A 22074-nucleotide genomic window follows, 5' to 3' on the forward strand; every position below is an offset into this window, starting at 1 on the left:
CGCTATTTGCGTGCCCCCGACAGACCCGTCCTGGTCATCTCGCCCCAGTTCTGGTCGGAACGCAGATATTGCCACCACCCTTTGATGCGCCAGAAATTGTTGAGCTGACGGTAGCCGAAATTCTCGACCACGGCAGCCAGGGTCAGGATGGCCAGATCACGCGCTCGCGGGAAGCGCTGCAGTTCCATTTCCTCCAGCACCAGCGACCCGACGCTGACGCACACGCCGTAGACGAAGACCAGCGCGGCAAAGGCCAGCATATAGGGCGTGGACAGGAAGCCGAGGAACCAGCTCACCGGGATCAGGACATAGCCCAGCACCTCGGCGATCGGCCCGAGCACGTCGACCACCAGGATGTGGCCGAGGCCGAGGAAGCCCACGCGGCCATAGCGCGGCCTGAACAGCATCGAGCGATAGCGAAAGAAGCATTCGAGCGCGCCACGTTGCCAGCGTGAACGCTGGCGGCCGAGAACGCCAAGCGTTTCCGGCGCCTCCGTCCAGCATACCGGTTCGGGAATGAACTGGATGCGATAGGGCCGCCCCGCATCGATCATGTGGCGATGAAGCTTGATGACGAGATCGAGATCCTCGCCCATCGAGCCCTTGGTGAAGCCTCCGACGGCGACGACCTCGGCCCGGCGAAACACCCCGAAGGCGCCCGAGACCAGCATCAAGGTATTGATGCGGCTCCAGGCCAGCCGCGCCATCAGGAAGGCGCGCAGATATTCGACGATCTGGAAGAGCGGCAGCCAGCGCCTGGGCAGGTTGACCTCCTGCACCCGGCCGCTTTCGATGCGCGAACCGTTGGCGATGCGAATGGTTCCGCCCACTGCGATCACACGCTCCGGATCCTCGATGAAGGGCTGGACGGCGCGCATCAGCGCATCCGGCTCCAGGATCGAATCCCCGTCGATGACGCAGAAGACAGGCGCCCGGCAGACATTGATGCCGGCATTCTGCGCATCCGCCTTGCCGCCGTTCTCCTTGTCGACCACGAACAGCCTTTCGTTCATGGGCGAGGAGTAGAGGCCACGGATCGGCTTGTGCTTGAGGGCGTCTTCATGCGGCCGCTGGAACTTCACCAGCCGAAAGCCCTCGATCAGACGCTGCAATGTCTGATCCTTGGAGCCGTCATTGACCACCACCACTTCGAAATTGGGATATTCGAGCGCCAGCATCGAATGGACGCTCTCGACGATGTTCATTTCCTCGTTATAGGCAGGCACGATCAGGGCGATCGGCGGCGCGATATCGGCATAGCGATGCCATAACAGAGCCGAGCGCGTAACGGGCGGCCGCCGCGAAAGCGCATAAGCGGCCACCAAGAGCTGCAGCAGATAGACCAGCGTCTGAATCAGGCCCAAGGCAATGATGAGCCAGGCGAGGATGCCCGCTCCTAGCGTAGCGTAGTGAGCCCAGTCCGACATCATGCAGGTCCTTCCGCGAGAACGAGCGAGGCGATGCGCTGGCGAAGGGAGGTCTCACCCGCGGCGACTTCGCGCAATCTGTCCTCGCCCAATGGCGGGATGCCGCGCATGGCTTTTGCAGCCGTGTAGCTCACCATCCAGATATCGTCGTCCAGCAGCACGAGGAGAGGCGCGACGAAATCCGGCAGCCCCAGGCGACCGGCGGCCTCGGCCGCCTCCGCCCGGACGCTCCAGTCGCCATGGGCCATGGCTTCGGTAAGAACGGGGACGGCATCGGGATGGCCGAGCAAACCCAGGGCCCGGACTGCCGCTGCCGCGACGTCGGGAATGGCCTCCTTGGCTGCCTGCTGGAAGAGGTCATTGAGCCGATGGTCGCCCGTCCGGGCCAGGGCCTCGATCGCCGCAGACTTGACGAAGGTCGTGGTATCGGGACGGGCAATATGGGCCTTCAATTCATCGAAACGATCGGCCGGCAGACGCCTGAACAAATCGACCAGGCGCCGGGAGCGCTGGCCGGTCGGGCCGATCTGGCGCAAGACGGCATCGAGTGGAGGCAACGCGTCAAGATCGCAAAGAGCGATCGCAGCCGCAAGACGCACCTCCCGAGAGCGGTCACGTTCCAAAGCCATCTGCAGCGCGGCTGCCGTGTCGTTCGACTTGAACTTGGCCAACATCTCGGCGGCATGAATGCGCGCGGCGGCATTGCCCTTGCGGAGCTGGCGGCCTGCTTCGGCGGGCAGATCACACTCGGCAAAAAGTGCGATGACGGCATCATGCTCGTCTCCCCGCAACAGGGCCAGGAACTCGAAACCCGCATCCAGGGCCACGCGTGGCGGAACGCCGGCGACCACTTGCTTCAGGACCTGACGGTCGCGGTCGTGGGAGAAGGTGATCAATGCCCTGAGCACGGTCTGGCGGGCTTGTGCCTCGGCCGCCTTCCGGCGCTGCTTGAGCAGGCGCCGAAGGATCAGCATGCCCATGACCAGGAGCGACAAGACGCTCAGGACAATCGAAATGGACCATATCAGCCAGAGCATGATCAGAACCGGGCGGTCAGGCCAAGACCGAAGGTATTGCGATCGAAGGCCCGGCGCCTTTCATGGGCGAAGCTGGCCCTCAGCGTCAGGTCGTCGGTAAGGTCATAGGCAGCACCACCGAAGACGGAGCGGGTTGGCACCAGGGAGCCGTCCGAAATCTCGGGAGCATCGGCATAGCCCGCGAACAGCGACAATCGCGGCGTCACCACGACATCGGCCCGAAGCACATAGCCGTCGGCGCGGGTATCGGCATCATCGCGCGCGTGCACCCAGCGGGCCGACAGGCCGAGGCGGCCATCAAAGACATAACCCTGGATCCAGGGCGAAATCGTCGTCACCCGCGTGTCTGCGAAATCGTCATAACGGGCATCGACATTGAGAAACAGCGGGCCGACGCCGTTCGTGCGGGAAACCGCCTGCCAGGAAGCACCGGTGCCGACGGAATAGCGGGCCAGAAAATCCGCACTCGGTGTCGCGGCGACCAGAGCATAGGCCGAAAACCGCGAGGAGAAAGCATGATCGATACGCCCCTCGACCTGCAGGTCCGTCTGGCCGAAACGCGTGGCGAGACGGGTCTTGCCCGAAACGGTGGTGCTGGGCGTCAGGCGGTAGGACAGGCCGACGATGCTGTCCGTCCAGTTTCCCTGCCCCGCCGTCAAGGCGCTGACCTCGCTGCCGATGTCGAAACGCCATTTGCGAGGCGGCGGCACGGCCAGTCGCTGCGCGATATCCTGGGAATGGGGCTCGATGGCCAATGCCTGGCGATAGGCCTGTCGCGCCGCATCGTCATCGCCCTCTGCCCGGCTGATATCGCCAAACCCCACCAGGGCCTCGCTGTTGCGAGGCTCCCGCGCCAGGACCTGTTGGTAGACCCGGGCCGCGCGAGCATGGTCGCCTTCGAGCATGGCGATCCGCCCCGCGAGGACAAGGGCTTCCGAATTGCCGGGTGCGTCGGCCAGGACGGAGTCGATGCGGGTCCTGGCAAGCGCGACATCGCCTTGCCAGAGAGCGAGCCGCACCTTGCCGAGCCTGGCGTCGAGCAAGGAAGGCCTGATCCGAAGAGCGGCATCGAAAAAACGGCCTGCCTCCTCGAACTTCTGCTGGAAGCCCGCGACCAGGCCGAGCGCCACCAGCACGTCCGTATTGCGCGGCGCATGCCTCAGCGCATCGCGATAGACCTGCTCGGCCTCGCCAAAGCGCCCTGCATTTCTGAGCTTCCGGCCCTTCTCCAGCAAGGCTGCAACGGGATCCGGACGAGGCTTGGATGGGTGAGGCTTGGACGGAAGAGAAGCCTTGGCGGGGCCGGGTTTTACAGGCCTCGCGGTCGCCGCCTGCTTCTTCGCTGCCTGCGCCTTGCGGAGATTGGCGAGAAGCTGTGCAAAATCGCCATTGTCGGGATGCTCCTGCGCGAGCGGTTCGACGAGCCCGAGCGCCGCATCCAAATTCCCGGAGCGGAACTCGATCTCCGCCAGCCCGAACTTGGCGTCCGCATAGGCAGGCGCGAGGACAAGCGTCTTGGCGAAGGATTCGCGGGCAGCCGCAAGATCGTTGCGGCCGAGTTCGACGAAGCCCAATTGCACGAGGGCATCTGTATTGTCGGGCTTTTGTGCCAAGACACGTCTGAACAGATCGGCAGCCTCGTCAAAATGCTGCTGCTGACGGGCCTTGACGCCGGAAGCATAGAGCTCATCGGAGGTCTGGGCCGAAGCAGCCTGCCCGAGCGCCAGAAGAAGCGTCAATGCGACGGCGCCCGCCCGCCCTTTCATCCGCGCCTGCCCTGCCGCCGCGAAACCAGGCGTGCCAGCCGCGCCAGTAATTCCTCGGGAATGAAGGGCTTGACCAGATAGTCGTCCGCCCCCTTCTCCAGAGCGGAAACGATGTCCTTTTCCCCCTTGCGGGCCGTCAGCATCACAACCGGAATCGCAGACAGGTCGGGATCGTTCTTGATGCGGGCCAGAACCTCGAATCCGTCCGATTTCGGCATCATGGCATCGAGTACGACGATATCCGGCCGCTCCCCTCCGACCCGGGAAAGCGCTTCCGCACCATCGACCGCCTTGACGACGTCATAGCCCTTTGCCTGCAGCCGAAACTCCATGAGCTCCAGCAACAAGGGGTCATCGTCGCAGATCAGGACCTTTGTCTTCGCAGCACTCACTTGCACTGTCCCACGTCAACCGTCACTGCCCCGGCCCAAGCAATTCATGGATCAGCAAGCCACCGAACCCAGGCCATGCCGACAATGTCCGCTCAAGCCTTCTTCGAGCCTCTGCCAGGGTCTGGCGAGCATTCATAAAGCTGATTCGCGATGAATTCACCTCAACTTCGTGACTTAGCGAAAAAACAGGTTTAGTTTTTGAATCGGAGATCTGTTCGGTCAGTATTCGTACAGCGCCCCCATCTTCTGAGCGATCAAGCAGAACCTCGCCGCGCCGTGCTCGAACATATGTTCTGTGATATTCGTCAGGAACTGTACCGTTTTCGAGCGCGATGCCAACCGGAATTGCATCAGCGCCCTGCCAATTCAGCCATGGCTGCGCGATTTGCTCAACGATTGCAGGGTCGGTGCGATAGGCCATTACGGCAATTGACCCGATCGATCCACGCACACTTTCCAGAGCCTGCTCGCCCGCCGCATCTTCGATCATCCAGAAGGGCACCACCACTTCGATGGGCTCGCCAAACACCTGCGAAAGCGCTTTGACGGTCGTCGCCCACTCACGCCATCCGGCAGCACGATCGGCGGCATATTCGGGCCGGAGATAGGGCTCGATATCATATTGGAACGAACGCAGCCCAGGAGCGGCCTGTTTGAAGCGCTGCAATATCCTGGCCCGGTCGAGTGCATGGGCACGCCCGGCAGACGTGGCCATTGCCGCATCGCCCTCTACCGCATGCACGGCGATATCGGCGCGAGCGAGCACTTCGATCAAACGGACAATCTGGGCAGCGTCCTCGACCTGCCCCCCCTCGATGCGCAATTGCACATAGAGACGATCGACCCCCTCGCGCCGGGCTTCGTCCACCAACCGGCCGGGATCGGCGAGCCAGGGTCGCAGGTCCCAGATCCAGCTCCCGACGCCCCGATGGTCTCCGACACTATCGGGGACCAGGTGCAAAGCCGAGATCGTCACCGTCGCGTCGCCCTGCGGGCAGGTCACGACCAGGTTGCGGACACCGTCGGTGTTACGCCAGGTTGCCGAAGGGATGGACGAAGGTAGGGCCTGCATGCCGCCGGAGGGGCGCTCGGGCGCATCCTCGCCCGGCGCGGTCAGGGCTAGGCCGAAACCGGTCGAACCTTGCCCCTCGATGCGCAACGCCCCCCGCATGCCGAGCGGGAGCCGGTATCCGGCCGCGCTGAATACCACGCCGGCCGGTCGACGCCCCGGGGAGCATCGGATCACGACCCCCGCTGTATCCGACGACAGTTGGACGCGCTCCTCCACCCCAAAAACGCGATGATCGAGCAGAGGGAGCAAATTGGCCTCGAAGGGAAAGGAGGCCGGCCGTGATGGCCGCTTGCTGTCCTCCTGCCCAGGCCGGACGACCTCGGTCGGCTTGAAAAGTCCATTCTCCTTCACACCGATGACGACGAGCTTTTCGGGTGTGGCCGTAAGACCTGGCATGGGAAAGGACCATTCCTTGCCCTCCGAGGCGAAGGCAACCGACATGAACGGAGACAAGCACATGATCTCAATGGCAGCGAACAGGGCTAGCGAACAAGCCCGATTTTTCCATCCTGTCCGAATGAACCGCACCAGTCAGACCTTCACAAAAGCTGCCGGCCTGATCCACGCTCCTGAAGCAATCTCTTCACATCCTTCGCCAACACCATGGGATCAAACGGTTTTGCGATCACGCCGATCGCGCCCATGGCACGATAGCGCACGACCTCATGCGTTTGGGTCCGGGCGGTGACGAAGGCGACCGGAATTGCAGCCGTTCGGGCCGATGCAGCCAGCTGGCGCAGCGTTTCCGGTCCGTCCATGCCCGGCATCATGACATCCAGCAAAACCAGATCCGGCTGCCACTCTGCGGCATCGACGAGCGCCCTGCTGCCCGAGGCGGACGAACGCACCTCGAATTGCGGTTCGAGTTCCAGGGAGATCTGGGCAATTTCCCGGATGTCATCCTCATCGTCGACATAAAGGATCTTGGTCGGCATCGATTCACTCCCCGGGGGTCGTCGCATGGATATGAATATCGAAGGTCGGCAGCAAGTTCTTGACGAGCCTTGCCACATCCAGCTCGGACGTCTTGGTCTTGGTCATGATGGCCCTGACGCGATCGCCGAGATTTTGGTCGAGCTCCACGGCCGAGAACACGATGACCGGCGTCTCGGGCGGCAGATCCTTCAGGAGGTCGAGCCCGGACCCATCCGGCAGCCCGATGTCGAGAATGACCAGATCGAAGCGCTGCAGCGCAATCGCCTCCTGGGCCTGCACCAAGGAGCGAGCCGAGGAAATGCAGACATCGGGCCCCAACCCTTCCGACATCACGGTCAGGACACCCTCGTCATCCTCGACATGCAGGATGTTGGGTCGGCGATCGAGCTTGCGGGTGACGATCTTTTCGAGCGCGGCATGAAGACGATCGGGGTCGACGGGTTTCTCCAGCCAGTCCACGATCCCGATCGCAGATCCGTTGAGGGAGCGCCGGGTTTCGTCGGCGACTGCCGAGATCACGATGACGGGAATGTCGGCATTGGTGGCGGAAGCTCGAATATGGCGGAAGAGCTCGATGCCCGATTCCCCGGCCAGCTTGATGTCCAGCGTCATCGCCACATAGTCGCGTGTGCGCAGAAGGGTCTTGGCCGAGGCGATGTCGGGGGCGACATCACTGGTGAAATTTTCCGCATCGAGAAGCATGGCAAGTACAGCGGAAATGTCGGCCTCGTCTTCGCAGATCAGTACCCTGAGCCGGTTGTCCCGCTTGCGCACGATGACGGCCGGTTCCGGCCTGGGCGGCCGTTCCGCTTCCAGGAGATCGACGTGAAAGGCCGTGCCGGTTCCCTCTCCGGTTTCGAAAGAGAGGCTGCCGCCGAGCTTTTCGACAATGGTCTTGGCAATGCTCAAGCCAAGGCCGGTGCCGCCCTTGCTGCGGGTGTTCGAGGCATCGGCCTGGGCAAATTTCTCGAAAATCTGATCCTGGAAAGTGTCCGGAATGCCGCTGCCGCGATCGATCACCGATATGCGCAGCTTTCTGCCCGGCTGGCGCTGCAATCGGAGGATTACCGTCTCGCCGTCGGGTGAGAACTTGATGGCATTCGACAGGAGATTGGCCAGGACCTGATGCAGCCGATCCGGATCGAGAACGGCTTCCGCACGAGGGGCGTCGTCCATCAGGGCGATGCGGATCTGCTTTTCGGACATGTAGTTGGTGCTGCCCGCGATGGCTTGCTCCAGAACCGGGCGCAGCGCCGTCCTGGTGACCTGGAACACCATCTTGCCCGACTCGATCTTTTCCATGTCGAGGATATCGTTGATGAGATGAACCAGCCGCTCGCTGTTGGTGTGGGCGATCTTGACGAGATTGGCGGCCTTTGGAGGCAGTGCGCCCGTGACACCGGCGGCGATGAGGCCGAGAGAGCCGCGGATCGAGGTCAGCGGCGTCCGCAATTCATGGCTGACGGTGGAGATGAATTCGTTCTTGAGCTGGGCCGCACGCCTTTGCTCGGTCACGTCGCGATTATAGGTGATGATGCCGACGATCCGCCCGGCCTCGTCACGGAACGGCGCTTTCAATGTCGCTATCCAGCCCTTCCGCTCGTCCGGAAACACGGCCGGCTGATCGATCCGCACCGTCTCGCCACGCTCCAGGGTCGACACTTCGTCCTGTCGAAACTTCTCCGCCAGATCCGTGGGAAAGAAATCGAAATCCGTCTTGCCGATCAGGGCATCCACCGAACCGGCCCGCATGAATCTGGCCGTTGCGGGATTGGCGGCGATGAAACGGCCCTGACTATCCTTCACATTGAGGCAATCCGGCAGCTCTCGCACCATCGCACTGAAGATCAAATTGGCTTCCGCCAGTTCGCGTCGACGCCATTGCCTGTCGAGCAGGACGCCAATGATGATCTGGCTGACGAAGACGAACGACAACAGCGGCAAACCGGCCTGTTTGAAAATCTCGAGACCCGCATGTGATGGAAACAGCATGAAGCCGATGGCGCTGCCGGCCGCGACCGCAGCACCCAACCCCAGAATATCCACCGATTTCCGGCGCCGGCCGCCAATGGCGTAGTGATAGCCCAGCCCGACGGCTGCCGAGATCAGGATGCCTGTCACACCCGGCCATGCCCCTGCGCCGCCGAGATAGAGCCGGAAGGCGATCGCGCACAGGGTGGCAATGGCAGCCGCTCTCCATCCTCCGAAAAAGGCGGCGGAAGCGATGAAGGCGGACCGCAGATCGACGATGAAGCCGGAGGCGATCGGCATGGCCAACAGCATGGATATTATGGCCCCGCCCGCCATCACCGCACCCAGGAGGAGATCCTGAACTTTCCTGGACGTCCGCCTGGCGAGATCCGAAATGATGTCCCATCCCACCAGAAATATCGAGACGAGTGCAAGGTTTGCCAGGAGTGATTGCCAGATCGTACCCATACCGGCCCCAAATCTTGATCGGACTATTCGCCGTCGACCATCGCAGATGGAAATCTTCCGGCAATCAACTCACCGATATCACAAGTGAGATGCGACGATAGTCCAGCCTTTCCCAATGGGCCAGTCCAGGATCTGACGTGTCCGCCTTCGCCTCGCGGAATCCACCAGGCCCGCGCCGGATGGTCCCGGCGTGTCATCAAACCATCATCCACCCCCGGCCATAGTGCTGCCCACAAACTGGCCGCGCAGCCGTTCGCGGCGGATGCGCCGTCGCCATGGCACGACTGATTCTGGCGGGGTAACGCAGCATGTCTTTTCGTATAGATCCGAACGCACGGTTTCGCTTCGATCCGATCCGGAATGTGAGCTTCGCGCTCCCCCCGCAGCAGCAGAAATTCTTCGAATCGCAGATCGACAAGGCCGTGCGCGAGCGTGCCGATGCCGGCGGGCCCAAGCAGCTCGATCCGAAAACGGAAAAGACGGTTATCGTCGAACAGGGCGACAGCCTGTGGAAGATCGCGGCCGAGAGCAATGTCAAGTTTGCGGACCTTATCGCGGCCAATAAGGGGCATCTCGACGCCAATGGCGAGGTGCTGCATCCCAATGATGTCGTCATCGTCCCTGAAAGCGCGCCCGAGCTGGTTGCCAAGTCCGCAGCCGGTGCCGGCGGCGTGCCGTCCGGAGAAAAGGCGTTCCTCGACGATCTCTATGGCCAGGGCAACAAGCTCGGCTACCAGGACGGAATCTCCCTGGAGGAGCTGAAGGCCGGTGGTGCGGCGATCAAGGCCGATATCGGGACCTATCTCGATGCCCTGCCGCCATCCCAGCGCCAGGCGGCTGCCCTCAGGATCGCTGCCTATGACTGGTCGGATGGCGGCCCGGCCAAGGCCAGCGCCGAAGCGGCCATTCGCGAGCGCGGGCTGGAGACCGATCCGGAGGAGGCTTTCGCGAAAGGCCTCTATGAACGCGGCAACAAGGGCGCCGATTCCGACGATCCGAACTATGATTTCGCGGCCGAGCAGAAACAACTCACTGCCGACACCAAGGCCTATCTGGGCGGCTTGCCGGAAGCCGAGCGGCCGGCCGCGCTGCAGCGCCTGTTCGATCGCGACTGGACGGATGGCGGCCCGGCGCAGAGCGCCATCGAAGCGGCCGGCAAGGATCTCGGCATCGCCCTGCGCCCCTCCGGCCATGCCGGGCCGCAGGTGGAGGCCGCGGCGCGCAAGATCATCGACGACGCCAATGCCGCAGGCAGCCCCGGCAAGGCCTTCGAGAAAATAGCGGAGGGCTACGCCAAGGCGACACCCGAGGTGAAGCGGGCCATCGCCAATTCGCAGGATGCCCTCACCCTCATCCAGGCAGCTGCCGACGAAGCGACCCAGCAGCTGAAGAACTACGATCCCAAGACGGCGGTCAGCGACCAGGGCGATGCGGCGACCGTGATGTACAATCTGCGCGGCTTGGTGGACAAGGCCGACCCTGACCTCGCCGTGAAGCTGATGCAGGCCGCCCTGCCCACCATCGAGGCCGCCAATGCCACGCGTCAGCGCGAGATCGGCACCGATCTGATCGGCATGGAAGGCCTGTCCAACCTGATGGCGATCATCGACAAGATAGGCGACGCACCAGGCGCATCGACCATCGTCACGCGCTTCGCCGAGATCGGAAGCTACGACATCAACTCCATCCCCCAGGCCATCGCCAGCGGCTCGCGCCTGGATTACCCGCTTGCCCTCGGCTACCCGGTCGACGAAACCGTCATTCCCAATGTGCAGCAATTTGCAGCCGGCACCGTGAACAAGGATGTCGATGCCTATCTGGAACACACCAAGGAGCTGCAATATCTGATCGCCAGCAAGGGCCCGCTGATGACGCCCGAGCAGCTCACCCAGGCGATCGCCGACTACAAGACGGGCAAGGGCCCGCAATGGCAGCAGAAGGAGCAGGACCTCGCCGCCCAGATCCGCGAGGACGGCAAGAAGCTCCTGGTCCAGATCGACCAGTTGGGCAATCTGCCGCCCGAGCTCGCCCGGTATCAGAAACAGGCCAACGACGCCGTCGCCAAACTGCTCGCCGACGACAAGACCGCGATGGCGCTCAACATGACGCTGACGCAGGAGCCGACCCTGCTCGGCCTGCCCAAGTTCGACAAGCTGGCAGGCACGCTGCGCCTGACGGACCGCGGCCGCAAGATCGTCGAGGAAGCGGCAACCCAGCTGATCCGGCGCACCGTGATCCCCGGCTTCGCCGATTTCGACCCAAGCAATCCGGCGACGTTCAAGAAGGTCGACGATGCGCTCGTCTCCTTCAAGGACGGCAGCATGGCCAAGATGCTCGGCGTCAAGCAGAGCGAGCTCGACAAGGCCGTCAAGCTGGTCGAGGATTCACTGCCAAAGGCCGGTGACACGCCCGCCGAAGTGGAGCGCAAGATGCGCCAGCTCAATGCAGGGCTGGACGACATCACCGACACCAATGGCATCAAGGCCTTCAAGAACGACACGACGCCGGGCAAGATCCTGCGCATTATCGGCACTGCCGCTACCCTGGCGGGCCTGGTCAATACCGGCGTCAACTTTGCCAATAATCCGACCTGGAAGGGCGGCCTCAAGATGGTGATCGATGCCGCCGGCGTCAGCCAGCGTGCGATCGAGCTCTCGCACGGCTTTGGCCTTCTCTCGGGCGGCAACAAGACGGTGGAGGTGTTCGGATCCAGCAGCAAGCCGGCGGTGAAGGTTCTCGGTGCGGTCGGCGCCATCTTCGATGTCTGGAACGCGGTCGACTATTTCAAGGCGGGCGATCCGACGATGGGCAGCCTCTCCCTGGTCGCCGGCGGCGGCACGGTGATGGCCGCGCTCGGCACCGGCACCGCCTTCGGACCGATCGGGCTGGCCGTCGTCATCGGCGCGGTAATCGCCCAGTTCGTCGTGGCGGGCAATCGCGACAATCACGAATTCGAGACCGCCGACGCGACTGCCTTCCTCAAGCATGCCGGCCTGTCGGAAGAGGCTGCCACCGCCTTGAGGAACCAGAGCCGCGAAGGCTACAGCCCCGTGCCTCTCCTCATCCAATATGGCGAACTCAAGGGCTTCAAGATGAACGACCCCACCAGCCGGCAGGCCTTCATCGACTGGATCAACGCCATGCCCAAGGCGGCGCGCGACACGCTGGTGAGCAATCTGCACCATACGCTCGCCGGCCTTAAAGGCGATGCCACCAAACTTCCGCAGACCGCCTCGTCCGATTCCACCTATACGTATCCCTCGCGCTTCAACGCCCAGGAGGATTTCACGGCGCCCGACGACTATGGTTCGGGCGAAGTCACCGTGCATATCGACAACACCGCCTCCAAGGTTCGCAAGGGCAATGCCGGACCGGCTTCTGTGGCGCAGATCGATGTCGCTCTCGCGGCGCTCGGCATCGCCGTCCCGGTGGCCTGACCGGCGACGATGTCCTGGAGCGTTTTCCAGAAAAGCCGACAGACTTCTCGCTCAAGAAGATTCGTTAAAACAAATAGTTAGAGCAAAAGTGCGTTTCAGCCTGAACGCCCTTTGCTCTAGACCAGCCCGTTCTTGACCAGATGGGCGACGATGGCCGGGAAATAGTCGGGCTCGACATAGGCGCCGGGAGCCGTGCGCTCGAACAGGACTTCGGCCAGGGCTCCATCCTCGACGATTGCCAGGTCGAGTTCGCGGGCTTGCACACGCAGGCCCGGCACAGCAGCGCCCTCGCCCTTGCCGACCAGGACGGGAACGGGGGTTTCGCCGCGTACATAGCGCAAACCCACTAGGCGCTCCGGGCCGGCGATGACCAGCACCGCATTGGCAAGGCCGAGCCTATAGGGCCGGCTGGCCGTGTCACGACGCTGGCGCTGAAGTTCCTGTCGAATCAGAGGGTCACCCTCCAAGTCCTTGTGTTCTCGCTTGTATTCGGTCTTCGTCATGCGCATGTCGCGCAGGAAGAGGCCACGCTGGATCGGCATGTCGACGAGGCCGACCACGATGAAGGCGAGCGCCGCCGCCCCCCCCAGGGGCGTAAGGATGGCCAGCAGCGTCGGCTCGAGGCAGGACTGGCCGCAGGCTGGAACCTCGAAGAGCGGTTGCAGCCAGGCGGCCATGATGGCGACGAAGACGGCCGCTAGCAGCAGCGTCTTCATCAGGCTCTTGGCGAACTCGACGACATTGCGCAGGGATGCGATGCGCTTCAACCCCTTGGCAGGATTGACATGCTCGAATTGCGGCTTGAGCGGTTCGAAGGAAAACACCGGCCCGCGCGTCGCGATGGTGCTGACCAGAATCGTCACGGCAACGACGACACCCGCCAGCGGCACCACGATATAGAGAAGCGTGAGCATGGCCTGATGAATGAGGGCACTGGCGGTCTGGGCGAAGGGAGCCGATTGCGCACTCGCGACAAGCTCGGCGAATTGCTTGATGCGATCCATGATGCCGGACCCGGCAATATAGAGAAAAGCCAGCGCCGCGAAGATCGAGAAGCCTGAAACAAGGTCCCGGCTGTTGGAAACCTGGCCCTTGCGCCGTGCATCGCGCAGTTTCTTTTCCGAAGCGGGAAGCTTTTTCTCTTCGCTTTCCTGGGACATCTCAGCGCCCTATACCATGCGCGATAACGCTATTTCCTGCGCGATTGTGCATGTTCGCGAGGTTCCTCGTGGATGACCTGCGTATATGGTTTCCGCGGCAGGAGGCTTGCGATATGATCCGGCGGCTTTCAGGAGGATCGGCATGCGGCTGCGCACGGCGTTTTGTCCCGTCTTTGCGATGATGGTGCTTTCGGCCTGCACCACGGCGCATACTGCCAACACGCCCGCTGTCGGCCTGGGGAGCGCATCGAACACGCAATCCTCCCGCCTGATGCGGCTGGCTGCCGATGTCGAGTCGCATGGTGACAAAGGAACTGCGCTCGCCCTCTACGAAAGGGCAGCTGCAGCGCCGGACGCCTCCGCGACGGCCAATGTCGAGGTCGGCGATGCCTATGTCCGTGCCGGCTCCTATCCCAGCGCGATAAGCGCCTATCGCACCGCGCTGGCGAAATCGCCGAAGGATGGCAAGGCCCTGGTTGGGTTGGGCTCGGCCATGATGGCGACCGGCGACAACGAGGCCGGGCTCCGCGCCCTCGGCGAGGGCGCGCAGATCGTCAACACATCCAGCGCCTATAATCGGCTTGGCGTGGCGCAGACCGTGGCCGGCCAGACCGGCCCGGCCGAGGCCTCCTTCTCGCGCGCCCTGGCGCTGTCGCCCGCGGACCTCGACATCAAGGCCAATATGGCGCTCGCCGCGTCCCTCGCCGGCGACGCGCCGAAGGCGATGCCGTTCATCCAGCAGGTCGCCGCGGCTCCGGACGCGCAATTGCATCACAAACGCAACCTCGTGGTCTGCTACGGCCTGCTGGGCCAGGACAGCCAGGTCCGCTCCGCTCCGCCTGTCGGCCTTTCCAGCAGCGAGGTCGATGCGCTGCTGGCCCGCACCCGCTCGATCCGCGCCAAGTCCAGTCCCAAGGAGCGCGCCGAGGCGCTCGGCCTGATGAACGGCGGGGCCAGCGCCAGCTAGAAAAAAACGACTTTTCTCCGAATTGTCATTCTTCTCTAGTTCTTTGTTCTGACGCATTTTCTTAGCCGAAAAGTCTGTCAAATTTCCTGGAAAATGCTTTAGGCGATGGCCCGGTCCTTCCCTCGGTCCGAATCCGGCCCTAGTCGGAGGACTGCTGCGTCGCGCCGCCGCCGGCACCGCCGAGATTTTCCGATGAGGATGCATCCCCCTCCTTGTCTCCCAGCAGATATTTGCGGGCCGCGCGCGCGGTCGTGACCCCGGCAGCCGGCCCCATGCGCCGGCCTTCGACGAGATCCCTCTGCCTTTCGGTCATGCGCTGCAGGTTATAGGCATTGGCGCAGCCCGGCGGCAGATGGGCTCCGAGATCGGGCATGGCAGCTTCCACCGTGCCCCAGGCCGGACGCTGGACATCGGCCGGGGGGCCAAGACAGGCATCGGGCACCAGCACCGAACCTGTCGCGCCCTTGGCCGAACCATGGCCGGCATTGGTCGCCACATAACTGTAGCCGGGGGAATAATCGGCTGTCGGGCCGGCCGAGCAACCGGCCAGTCCCATCACGCCGAGGAGAGCCACACCCCGGCAAAGACCCGCCCGCAGCAAATTCGCACGCATCGCTCCCGTCCCTCCTATTTCACGATGAGGCCCATGCCGGCGGTATTCGCTGGCTTGCGAGCCTTCTTGTTTCGGGCGGGCCGGTCGATCGGGGTAGCAAGGTCATGGCCTCGCACCGGCTGGACGAGATAGGGCGTCACCAGGATCACCAGTTCGGTTTCCTCGCGTTGGAAACGCTCGGACTGGAACAGCGTGCCGAGCACAGGCACGTCACCCAGGAACGGGAATTTCTGCAGGCTTTTCGCGAATCTCTGCTGGAACAGCCCCGCGATCGCGAAGGTCTGCCCGCTTGCGACTTCCACCGTGGTATCGGCACGCCGCACCACGAAGCTCGGGAGGTTGAAGCCGTTCAGGCTGACACCGCCGGAATCGGAGATCGAGCTGACCTCCGGCTTGACGTGAATGGCAATGTGATTGTTGGGGAGCAGGGTCGGGGTGAAGTTGAGCGAGACCCCGAAGGACTTGTATTCCACCGTCACGGTATCGCGGCTTTGCGGGATCGGTACGGGTATCTCACCGCCGGCGAGGAAGCTTGCCGTCTGGCCGGTGACCGCGGTCAGGTTCGGCTCGGCCAGGATCTTGACGATGCCGTTGCGCTGCAACGCCTCGATGAGCGCGCTGACATTGACGGCGTTGGATCGCAGGCCAATGCCGAGATTGCCGCCGCCCTCGCTCACACCGCCGGTCTTCAAGAGGCCGAAGGAGAAGTTGCCCGAATTGGCGAAGACGCCCCAATCGACGCCGAAGGACAGCAATTCGGAGCGCGAGATCTCCGCAAAGCGCACGCGGATGTTGATCTGCTGAGAGCCGGAGATGGTGGTGTCGTTGATCGGCGGCCGATCCGGCTGCGAGTAGGTACGCGCGACATCGTCGGTATCGAGCGCCTCGTCGACGCTGCCGGCATTGCCGCTGGCGACGATGCGGTCCCCGAAAATCGTGAGATTGGTCGCCCCGCGCGGCTGCATCACCTTCTGGGCCCGCTGGGCAGGTCGGGGATCGGTGCTGACCCGGAATTCCGTGGTCGCCTCGACCTTCTGGTCGGCCGTCACGGCGATCAGATTGGTCAGGCCCGGCTTCAGCCCGAAGACATAGACCAGTTGCGGCGAGACGATCTGCAGATCCGCAATGGTGGTATCGGCGACCAGGACGGATTCGACCGGCTGCTTGAAGCGGAACAGCCGCCCCTGCCCCACGGCGAGGTCGACGCTGGGCTTGCTCGGCAGGCTGGTCATGGTCTGGGCATGGGCGCCTTGCACCAGGCCCAGCAGGAGAAGCGCGAAAGCGGCAAGCACGGCCAGTTGCCGATACAGGAGAGACCAACCGATTTCCGGGGCGAGACCCGTTGCATGTGTGACCATGCAAAGGCCGGCCCTGCCGTGACTTGTCATTCCGTTCCTCTCCTGTCGTCTACCGATGGCGCCCGTGCCTGCCCCGTGTCAGGCAGCCCCCTCATGTTGTTTGGCCGGGCGGGTGGTTGCGAGCGAAGGCCGGGCAGCGCCCTGGCCCTGCAGGCTGGTGATGGTGGCGAGCGGCTGCACGTTGAATTCCGGTGCGAGCTCCTGATAGGACAGAACCGCAAGCTCGATGCCGTGCTGCGCCAGGAAAGTGCGCATGTGCCGCCGGACGTCTCCCGCCGTCAGGACGACCGGCGCGGCATCGGGCGCAGTTTCCCGGAGAGCCCGGCCGATCTGCGTGACGATGGACTGGGCCTGCTCCTCCGGCAGGCCGAGGAAGCCGCCCATCGCCGCCGTCTGCTGGCCAGCGCGCAGCAGTTCCTCTGCCGAGGGCTGCATGACATAGGCGGCGATGACGCGGTTGCGGTCGGCGGCTCGGAAGCTGATCTGCCTCTTCAGCGCAACGCGCACATGCTCGGCAAGCAGGGCCGGATCCTGCTGGTGGGCGCCTGCATCCACCAAGGCTTCCAGAATGATGCGCAGATTGCGGATCGGCACGTTTTCCGCCACCAGACGGCGCAGCACCTCGGCAATCTTCTGCAGCGGCACCGTTTCGCGGGCTTCCCTAACCAGCTCGCCATAGTCCTGCTCGGCTTCGGAAAGCAGTGCCCGGGTCTCCTGGATGCCGACGAAGTGCCCGGCATAGCGCCTCAACACGTCCTCGGCCCATTGGCCGACGACTTCTCCCGGCTCGGAGGAGACCAGTCCAGCCTCTGCCAAGGCCGGTGCCGCACCGGCGTCGACCCACAAGGCCTGGTCACGCGGGCCGGCGGGATGTTCCTCGTAGGCGAGGCCGAGCAGAGCGAGGTTGGCGGCATCGCCCTCGACCTTGATACGGCCTTCGGGCAGATCCGCCTCCAGGACCGGCGCCTCCTCCACGTCGATCCGGATGTGCTGGCTCCGCAAGGCCGGGTCTTCATAGACCCCGATACGGGGCAGCTCTACGCCCAGATCATCGTAGAGGCGCTGGCGAATACCGCCCACATGCTCGTCCAGCACGGCCCTGTCGAGCAGCGTGCCCTTGCCGTAGCGAACCAGGATCCGGCTCGAAGGCAGGGTCTCCTCCCCTTCCTCGGCCGTGAGGGAACCGGAAGCCTTGCCGGACCGCGCGACATCGGAGGCAATCGCGGAGTTCGAGCTCTGTCCCTCCTCCTTCGTCCCCTTGGCATTGCGATGGAGGGCATAGGCGCCAACACCCAATATGGCACCGAGAATCAGGAAGATGATGGTGGGGAAGCCAGGCACGAGGCTGAGACCGGCCAGGATGACCGCAGCCAGGCCCAGCGTGCGCGAATCGCGCAACAGCTGCCCGGCGATCTGGCCGCCGAGATCGCCTTCGCCCTCCGCTCCTGAAACGCGGGTGATCATGGTGCCCGAAGCCACCGCCACCAGCAGCGCCGGGATCTGGGCTACCAGGCCATCGCCTACCGTCAGCAGGGCATAGGTGGAGGCCGCCACGCCAACCGACATGCCGTGCTGCAGGGTGCCGACGGCGATACCACCGATCAGGTTGACCAGGATGATGACGATGCCGGCGATGACGTCGCCCTTGACGAATTTCATGGCACCGTCCATGGCGCCGAAGAGCTGGCTTTCGCGCTCCAGACGTTGCCGGAGCCGGCGCGCCTCCGTCTTGTCGATGTCGCCATTGCGCAATTCGGCGTCGATGCTCATCTGCTTGCCCGGCAGAGCATCCAGAGTGAAGCGCGCGGCGACTTCCGCGACCCGCTCCGCGCCCTTGGCGATGACCAGGAACTGCGCGATGGTGATGATCAGGAACACCACCAGTCCCACTGCGATACTGCCGCCGACCACGAAGGTGCCGAAGGCCGTGATGATCTGGCCGGCATCGGCCTGGAGCAGGATGAGGCGGGTCGTGGTGATGGTGATGGCGAGGCGAAACAGCGTCGCCACCAGGATCACCGATGGCAGGGACGAGAAATCGAGCGGATGGGTGACGTAGAGCGCGGCGAGCAGCACCAGCACGCTGATGGCGATGTTGATGGTGATCAGCACGTCGACCAGCTCTGTCGGCAACGGGATGAGCATCATGATCACCGCGACCAGCATCATGATCGCGATGACGAGATCGGCGCGCTTGGCGGCCTTGGCAAGGAACGTCAGAAGGCGGTCAGGCATGCTCATTCAGCTCTCGTTGCGCCAGAAAGTCCTGAAAGGACCGCCGCGCTTCCACGGGGCGCCCCGCCGCCAGCAAGGCCTTGCCCTTGAGCAAGGCGAGGGCGGGATGGTCGGCGCTTTCCAGTTCCTCCAGCCTTTCGATCGTGGCGAGCGCCTTGCCTGCCTCGCCGCCCAGCACGAGTAGATGGGCCAGGGTCTGCAGGACTTCCGCATTCGCCGGCTCGAGCTGCGCCGCGATCAGGAGATAGGCCGTGCCGCGCTTGACCTGGCCGTGGCGACCATAGAGATAGCCCAGCAGGTGCAGCAGCTTTACGGTGTCCTGCCGGTCGGTCAGCTCTCGGTTTCCTTCTGCAGCCGCGCCATCAGGTCGCGATGACGTTCGATTTCCTCTTCCATCAGCGATCGGGCGAGGCTGCGAAGCTGGTCTCCACCTTCCAACTGGGGCACCAGATCGGTGATGCAGTAGTGCAGGATGGGTACCGAACGGCGCAGAATGGCAGAGCCGGCTCCCTTGGGCATCACCAGATCCTGCAGTTCGTCGTCGAGGGAGCGCTTGGCCGATGGCCCTGCCGCCCTGCCCGCCGATCGCGGCGTGGCTTCCGAACGCTCGCTCCCACCCGCCTTGCCGGCCTCTTCGGAGCGTGCCTCGATCGAATGCAGTCGCCGCCGGTTGACCGGAGGCCCCTGCAAGCCCTTGACGTTCGTCTCCTGGCTGGACGAACCGAGATGGGGTGCATCGAGGCGAATGGCATCCAGCCGTCGGGTCATCGGTATTTCAAGGTGAGTGTCGAGCCGTTCTTGGCCAGGCGCAGATCATCTTCGCCGATCTTCTCGATGGTCCAGCCGCCGGTGACGAATGCCCCTTCGTGATAGCGAGCGCCGTCGCTGGCGATGACATAGGGCCGTTCGCCGAACCAGATCGCCCGCAGCGTGAGCGGCGGCGACTGTGCGGGCTTGTCCGTCTCGACACGCGAGACGAGCGGCACGCGGTCGCCATATGCCTGGTCGTAGCGCGCCTGGACGTCGCGCCAGGCCTCGCCTTGCTGCGCCGGCAGCGCGCCCGAGACGACCAGCCGGTCCTTTTCCGTGGCGATGGTCAGATTGGAGAATCCCGCAGCCGCCAGACGGCCCGCGAGGTCGTCACGAGCACGGCTCGCCGGAGCAGCCGCATCGGTCGAACTCGCGACGACCGGCTGTGCGGCAGGTTTTTCGGTGATGTCAGCAAGCGGATGCGATGCTTCGGTCCGGTGAGGCTGAGAGGAAAACGCCGTGGCGCTCGGCAGCCAGTTCAGGGCAAGCGAGGCTCCCACCACCGTGACGATCACGGCACCGCTCGCGAAAAGCAAGCGCCCGAGCCAGGTTCCGCCTCCCAAATGTGCGGCCCTTGACGATCCACGCCGGGCTTCCAGGCGAAACCGCGCTTCACCGATGCCGACTTCGAGCGGCAGGCGGCAGCGGCGGCCATGGCCCTCGGGCAGGATCTCGCCCTTTGCAAGGCTGAGCGCCCCACCGAGGGCCTCGATCTCCACCCGGCCGCCCCGGTAGCGCAGGCGTGCATGAAGAGGCGCAATCCCCGCATCCCTCAGGACGATGTCGGCATCCCTGCCGGAACCGATCGTATGCTCCGCCTCGTCCAACCCGAGGCTGGCATCCTTGTGGAGGCCATCGGTCACCTGGAAATTCACGGCCGATTCGGGCTCGAATCGGGTCTTGTCCGCAGCCGGCGGTGGCGAGGGCCGACGCAGGGCATGCGCCTCACCTTGAGCCTTGTCGATCATTCCGGTGGGCATCGTTCCAGTCCCCAATCCCCAGTCGGGCCACCTTTTCCGATCTGCGCCTTCGGAAAACGGCTCGGACAATACGGTTCGAGCGCCGCCGGCCGGGGCCGGCGGCGCTCGTCATTCAGGTCTTGCTGCCGCGGGTGATGTTGTCGGCGGCCTTGTTTTTGACGCCGATTTCAGTCGTCGCCACCTGAAGCTTCAGGTTCAGCAAGAACATCTTTTCCATTTTCGCGATCGCATCGTCGACAGCCCCGCTGGGGGTGCTGGATGCGTTTGGATTTAGGGAAGACACGGACATCGTTCACTCCTTGAATCGCGCTTCGAACGGCGAGATCACAAGACCGCGAAGGGCATCGCTCGGATCGCCGTCGCCGGCATGCTAGTGAATCTCGGAATGAAAGTCCATTTGGAATGCATGCTATTAATAAGTTCCAATTGTTGCATTGGCGAAGGCCATGTCATACTCTTGTCATCAACAGATTTGGGTCGCCGCAATGAGAGAAGGTCCGTTGACGCAGCTCCTGGTCGAGCGGTTCGAGACCATGCCGTCGCAACTGAAGCTGGCGGCCCGGTTCGTGCTGGACCACCCCCAGGAAGTGGCGCTGATATCGATGCGCGAGCAGGCGCAGCGGGCCGGTGTCTCGCATTCCACCATGATGCGCCTTGCCCGCTGGCTGGGCCTGGAAGCCTATGAGGACATGCGGGCCCTCTATGCGCAGGCGCTGCGCGAGCCGGGGGCCAAATCGGCCGCCAAGCCGGCCGAAGCGGTGGAGACACCGAGCGTGGCGGAGGACGGCCAGGGCTATTCGACGGTCAGCGCGACCACTGACATGCTCGCCGCCCAGGTCGCCCGCCTCGGCGAATATACCAGCGCCATGCAGCATGTCGCCGTCGCCGACATCCTGATCGAAGCACGGCGCGTCTATTGCCTGGGACTGCGGTCGGAACAGGTCGTCGCGACTCACTTTTCCCGCTTGCTCTCGCTGTTCGACGATCGTGGCACGCTGCTCGATGCCGCCGCCAAGGGTGAGGTCGATGCCCTTCGTCATGCCGGTCCCGGAGACGTCATGCTGGTGGTCGGCATGGCGCCCTATGCCCGCGCCACGGTCGAGGTGGCGCGCCGTGCGGCCAAGCGCGGCGTGACCATCGTGGCGATCACCGACAGCCGCGTGTCGCCTTTGGCACGCCTGGCGCGTGCCAGCGTCATCGTCACGGTCGAATCCCATTCCTTCTTCAGGAGCGTCACCCCGGCCCTCGCGGCGGCGGAGATCCTCATCGCTCTCATCGCTCAACGGTCCGGCGTCGACGTCAAGGAAGCGATGCGCGCCGTGGAGCAGCATCTCAGCGAATACGATGTCTACTGGACGCCCTCGCGATGAGGGCGCCACAGCCACTTTGAAACCCGGCTCAGGCGTTCCGGTGGAGGTGCGCAGGAAATCGGGCTGCCTTTGGAG

Annotated in this window: 18 protein-coding genes; 3 read left to right on the forward strand and 15 right to left on the reverse strand. The window is 63.8% G+C overall.

From position 1 onward, the window contains the following. Window positions 1-2 precede the first annotated feature (2 nt). From ABXS05_RS27280 to ABXS05_RS27310, 7 genes are all read right to left on the reverse strand, one after another. Window positions 3-1430 carry a glycosyltransferase family 2 protein gene (locus ABXS05_RS27280; RefSeq protein ID WP_311943955.1) on the reverse strand — a complete coding sequence of 476 codons (1428 nt, stop codon included), beginning with the start codon at window positions 1428-1430 and terminating at the stop codon, window positions 3-5. Next, window positions 1427-2401, reverse strand: a complete 975-nt coding sequence (locus ABXS05_RS27285; protein WP_311943953.1) for a HEAT repeat domain-containing protein — start codon at window positions 2399-2401, stop codon at window positions 1427-1429. The genes ABXS05_RS27280 and ABXS05_RS27285 overlap by 4 nt, the downstream gene beginning before the upstream one ends. 65 nt (window positions 2402-2466) lie before the next feature. After that, a complete protein-coding gene (locus ABXS05_RS27290) occupies window positions 2467-4203 on the reverse strand; it encodes a YaiO family outer membrane beta-barrel protein (protein WP_367626035.1) in 1737 nt (578 codons plus the stop codon). A gap of 23 nt (window positions 4204-4226) precedes the next feature. Beyond that, window positions 4227-4622 (reverse strand): response regulator transcription factor, encoded by a 396-nt coding sequence (locus tag ABXS05_RS27295; protein WP_068281395.1) that lies wholly within the window; start codon window positions 4620-4622, stop codon window positions 4227-4229. A 22-nt stretch (window positions 4623-4644) separates the two neighbouring features. Beyond that, window positions 4645-6147: a hypothetical protein gene (locus ABXS05_RS27300; RefSeq protein ID WP_367626036.1), complete on the reverse strand. Its 1503-nt coding sequence runs from the start codon at window positions 6145-6147 to the stop codon at window positions 4645-4647. Between the two features lie 86 nt (window positions 6148-6233). Then, the gene (locus ABXS05_RS27305) at window positions 6234-6629 is read right to left on the reverse strand and encodes a response regulator (protein WP_367626037.1); all 396 of its coding nucleotides are present in this window, start codon (window positions 6627-6629) and stop codon (window positions 6234-6236) included. A gap of 4 nt (window positions 6630-6633) precedes the next feature. Further along, window positions 6634-9069 carry an ATP-binding protein gene (locus ABXS05_RS27310; RefSeq protein ID WP_311943946.1) on the reverse strand — a complete coding sequence of 812 codons (2436 nt, stop codon included), beginning with the start codon at window positions 9067-9069 and terminating at the stop codon, window positions 6634-6636. 308 nt (window positions 9070-9377) lie between these two features. Here ABXS05_RS27310 and ABXS05_RS27315 point away from each other — a divergent pair, with 308 nt between their 5' ends. Then, entirely contained in the window at window positions 9378-12506 is a 3129-nt protein-coding gene (locus ABXS05_RS27315) for a LysM peptidoglycan-binding domain-containing protein (protein WP_367626038.1), read from the forward strand. 116 nt (window positions 12507-12622) lie between these two features. On the opposite strand, the gene ABXS05_RS27320 is transcribed toward ABXS05_RS27315, so the two are convergent. Next, a complete protein-coding gene (locus ABXS05_RS27320; protein ID WP_367626039.1) occupies window positions 12623-13666 on the reverse strand; it encodes an EscU/YscU/HrcU family type III secretion system export apparatus switch protein in 1044 nt (347 codons plus the stop codon). Between the two features lie 142 nt (window positions 13667-13808). Here ABXS05_RS27320 and ABXS05_RS27325 point away from each other — a divergent pair, with 142 nt between their 5' ends. Continuing rightward, window positions 13809-14633: a tetratricopeptide repeat protein gene (locus ABXS05_RS27325; protein ID WP_311943942.1), complete on the forward strand. Its 825-nt coding sequence runs from the start codon at window positions 13809-13811 to the stop codon at window positions 14631-14633. Window positions 14634-14772: 139 nt separating this feature from the next. Here ABXS05_RS27325 and ABXS05_RS27330 read toward each other — a convergent pair whose 3' ends face one another. The 7 genes from ABXS05_RS27330 to ABXS05_RS27360 all read right to left on the reverse strand — a co-directional run bounded on the left by ABXS05_RS27330 (window position 14773) and on the right by ABXS05_RS27360 (window position 20918). Continuing rightward, window positions 14773-15246 carry a hypothetical protein gene (locus tag ABXS05_RS27330; RefSeq protein ID WP_367626040.1) on the reverse strand — a complete coding sequence of 158 codons (474 nt, stop codon included), beginning with the start codon at window positions 15244-15246 and terminating at the stop codon, window positions 14773-14775. 14 nt (window positions 15247-15260) lie between these two features. Beyond that, window positions 15261-16604 (reverse strand): type II and III secretion system protein family protein, encoded by a 1344-nt coding sequence (locus ABXS05_RS27335; protein ID WP_367626041.1) that lies wholly within the window; start codon window positions 16602-16604, stop codon window positions 15261-15263. A gap of 78 nt (window positions 16605-16682) precedes the next feature. Then, window positions 16683-18845, reverse strand: a complete 2163-nt coding sequence (gene sctV / locus ABXS05_RS27340) for a type III secretion system export apparatus subunit SctV (RefSeq protein WP_367626042.1) — start codon at window positions 18843-18845, stop codon at window positions 16683-16685. Beyond that, window positions 18832-19017 carry a hypothetical protein gene (locus tag ABXS05_RS27345; protein WP_367626043.1) on the reverse strand — a complete coding sequence of 62 codons (186 nt, stop codon included), beginning with the start codon at window positions 19015-19017 and terminating at the stop codon, window positions 18832-18834. Before ABXS05_RS27345 ends, sctV begins: the two co-directional genes overlap by 14 nt. Window positions 19018-19169: 152 nt before the next feature. After that, window positions 19170-19607: a hypothetical protein gene (locus ABXS05_RS27350; RefSeq protein WP_367626044.1), complete on the reverse strand. Its 438-nt coding sequence runs from the start codon at window positions 19605-19607 to the stop codon at window positions 19170-19172. Continuing rightward, complete coding sequence (locus tag ABXS05_RS27355) at window positions 19604-20629, reverse strand: SctD/MshK family protein (protein ID WP_367626045.1); 1026 nt, start codon at window positions 20627-20629, stop codon at window positions 19604-19606. The genes ABXS05_RS27350 and ABXS05_RS27355 overlap by 4 nt, the downstream gene beginning before the upstream one ends. 112 nt (window positions 20630-20741) lie before the next feature. Then, the gene (locus tag ABXS05_RS27360) at window positions 20742-20918 is read right to left on the reverse strand and encodes a hypothetical protein (protein WP_156771301.1); all 177 of its coding nucleotides are present in this window, start codon (window positions 20916-20918) and stop codon (window positions 20742-20744) included. Window positions 20919-21129: 211 nt separating this feature from the next. Here ABXS05_RS27360 and ABXS05_RS27365 point away from each other — a divergent pair, with 211 nt between their 5' ends. After that, a complete protein-coding gene (locus ABXS05_RS27365) occupies window positions 21130-21999 on the forward strand; it encodes a MurR/RpiR family transcriptional regulator (protein WP_367626046.1) in 870 nt (289 codons plus the stop codon). Window positions 22000-22074: the final 75 nt, after the last annotated feature.

The organism is Labrys neptuniae (assembly GCF_040797145.1).
Classification (GTDB): domain Bacteria; phylum Pseudomonadota; class Alphaproteobacteria; order Rhizobiales; family Labraceae; genus Labrys; species Labrys neptuniae.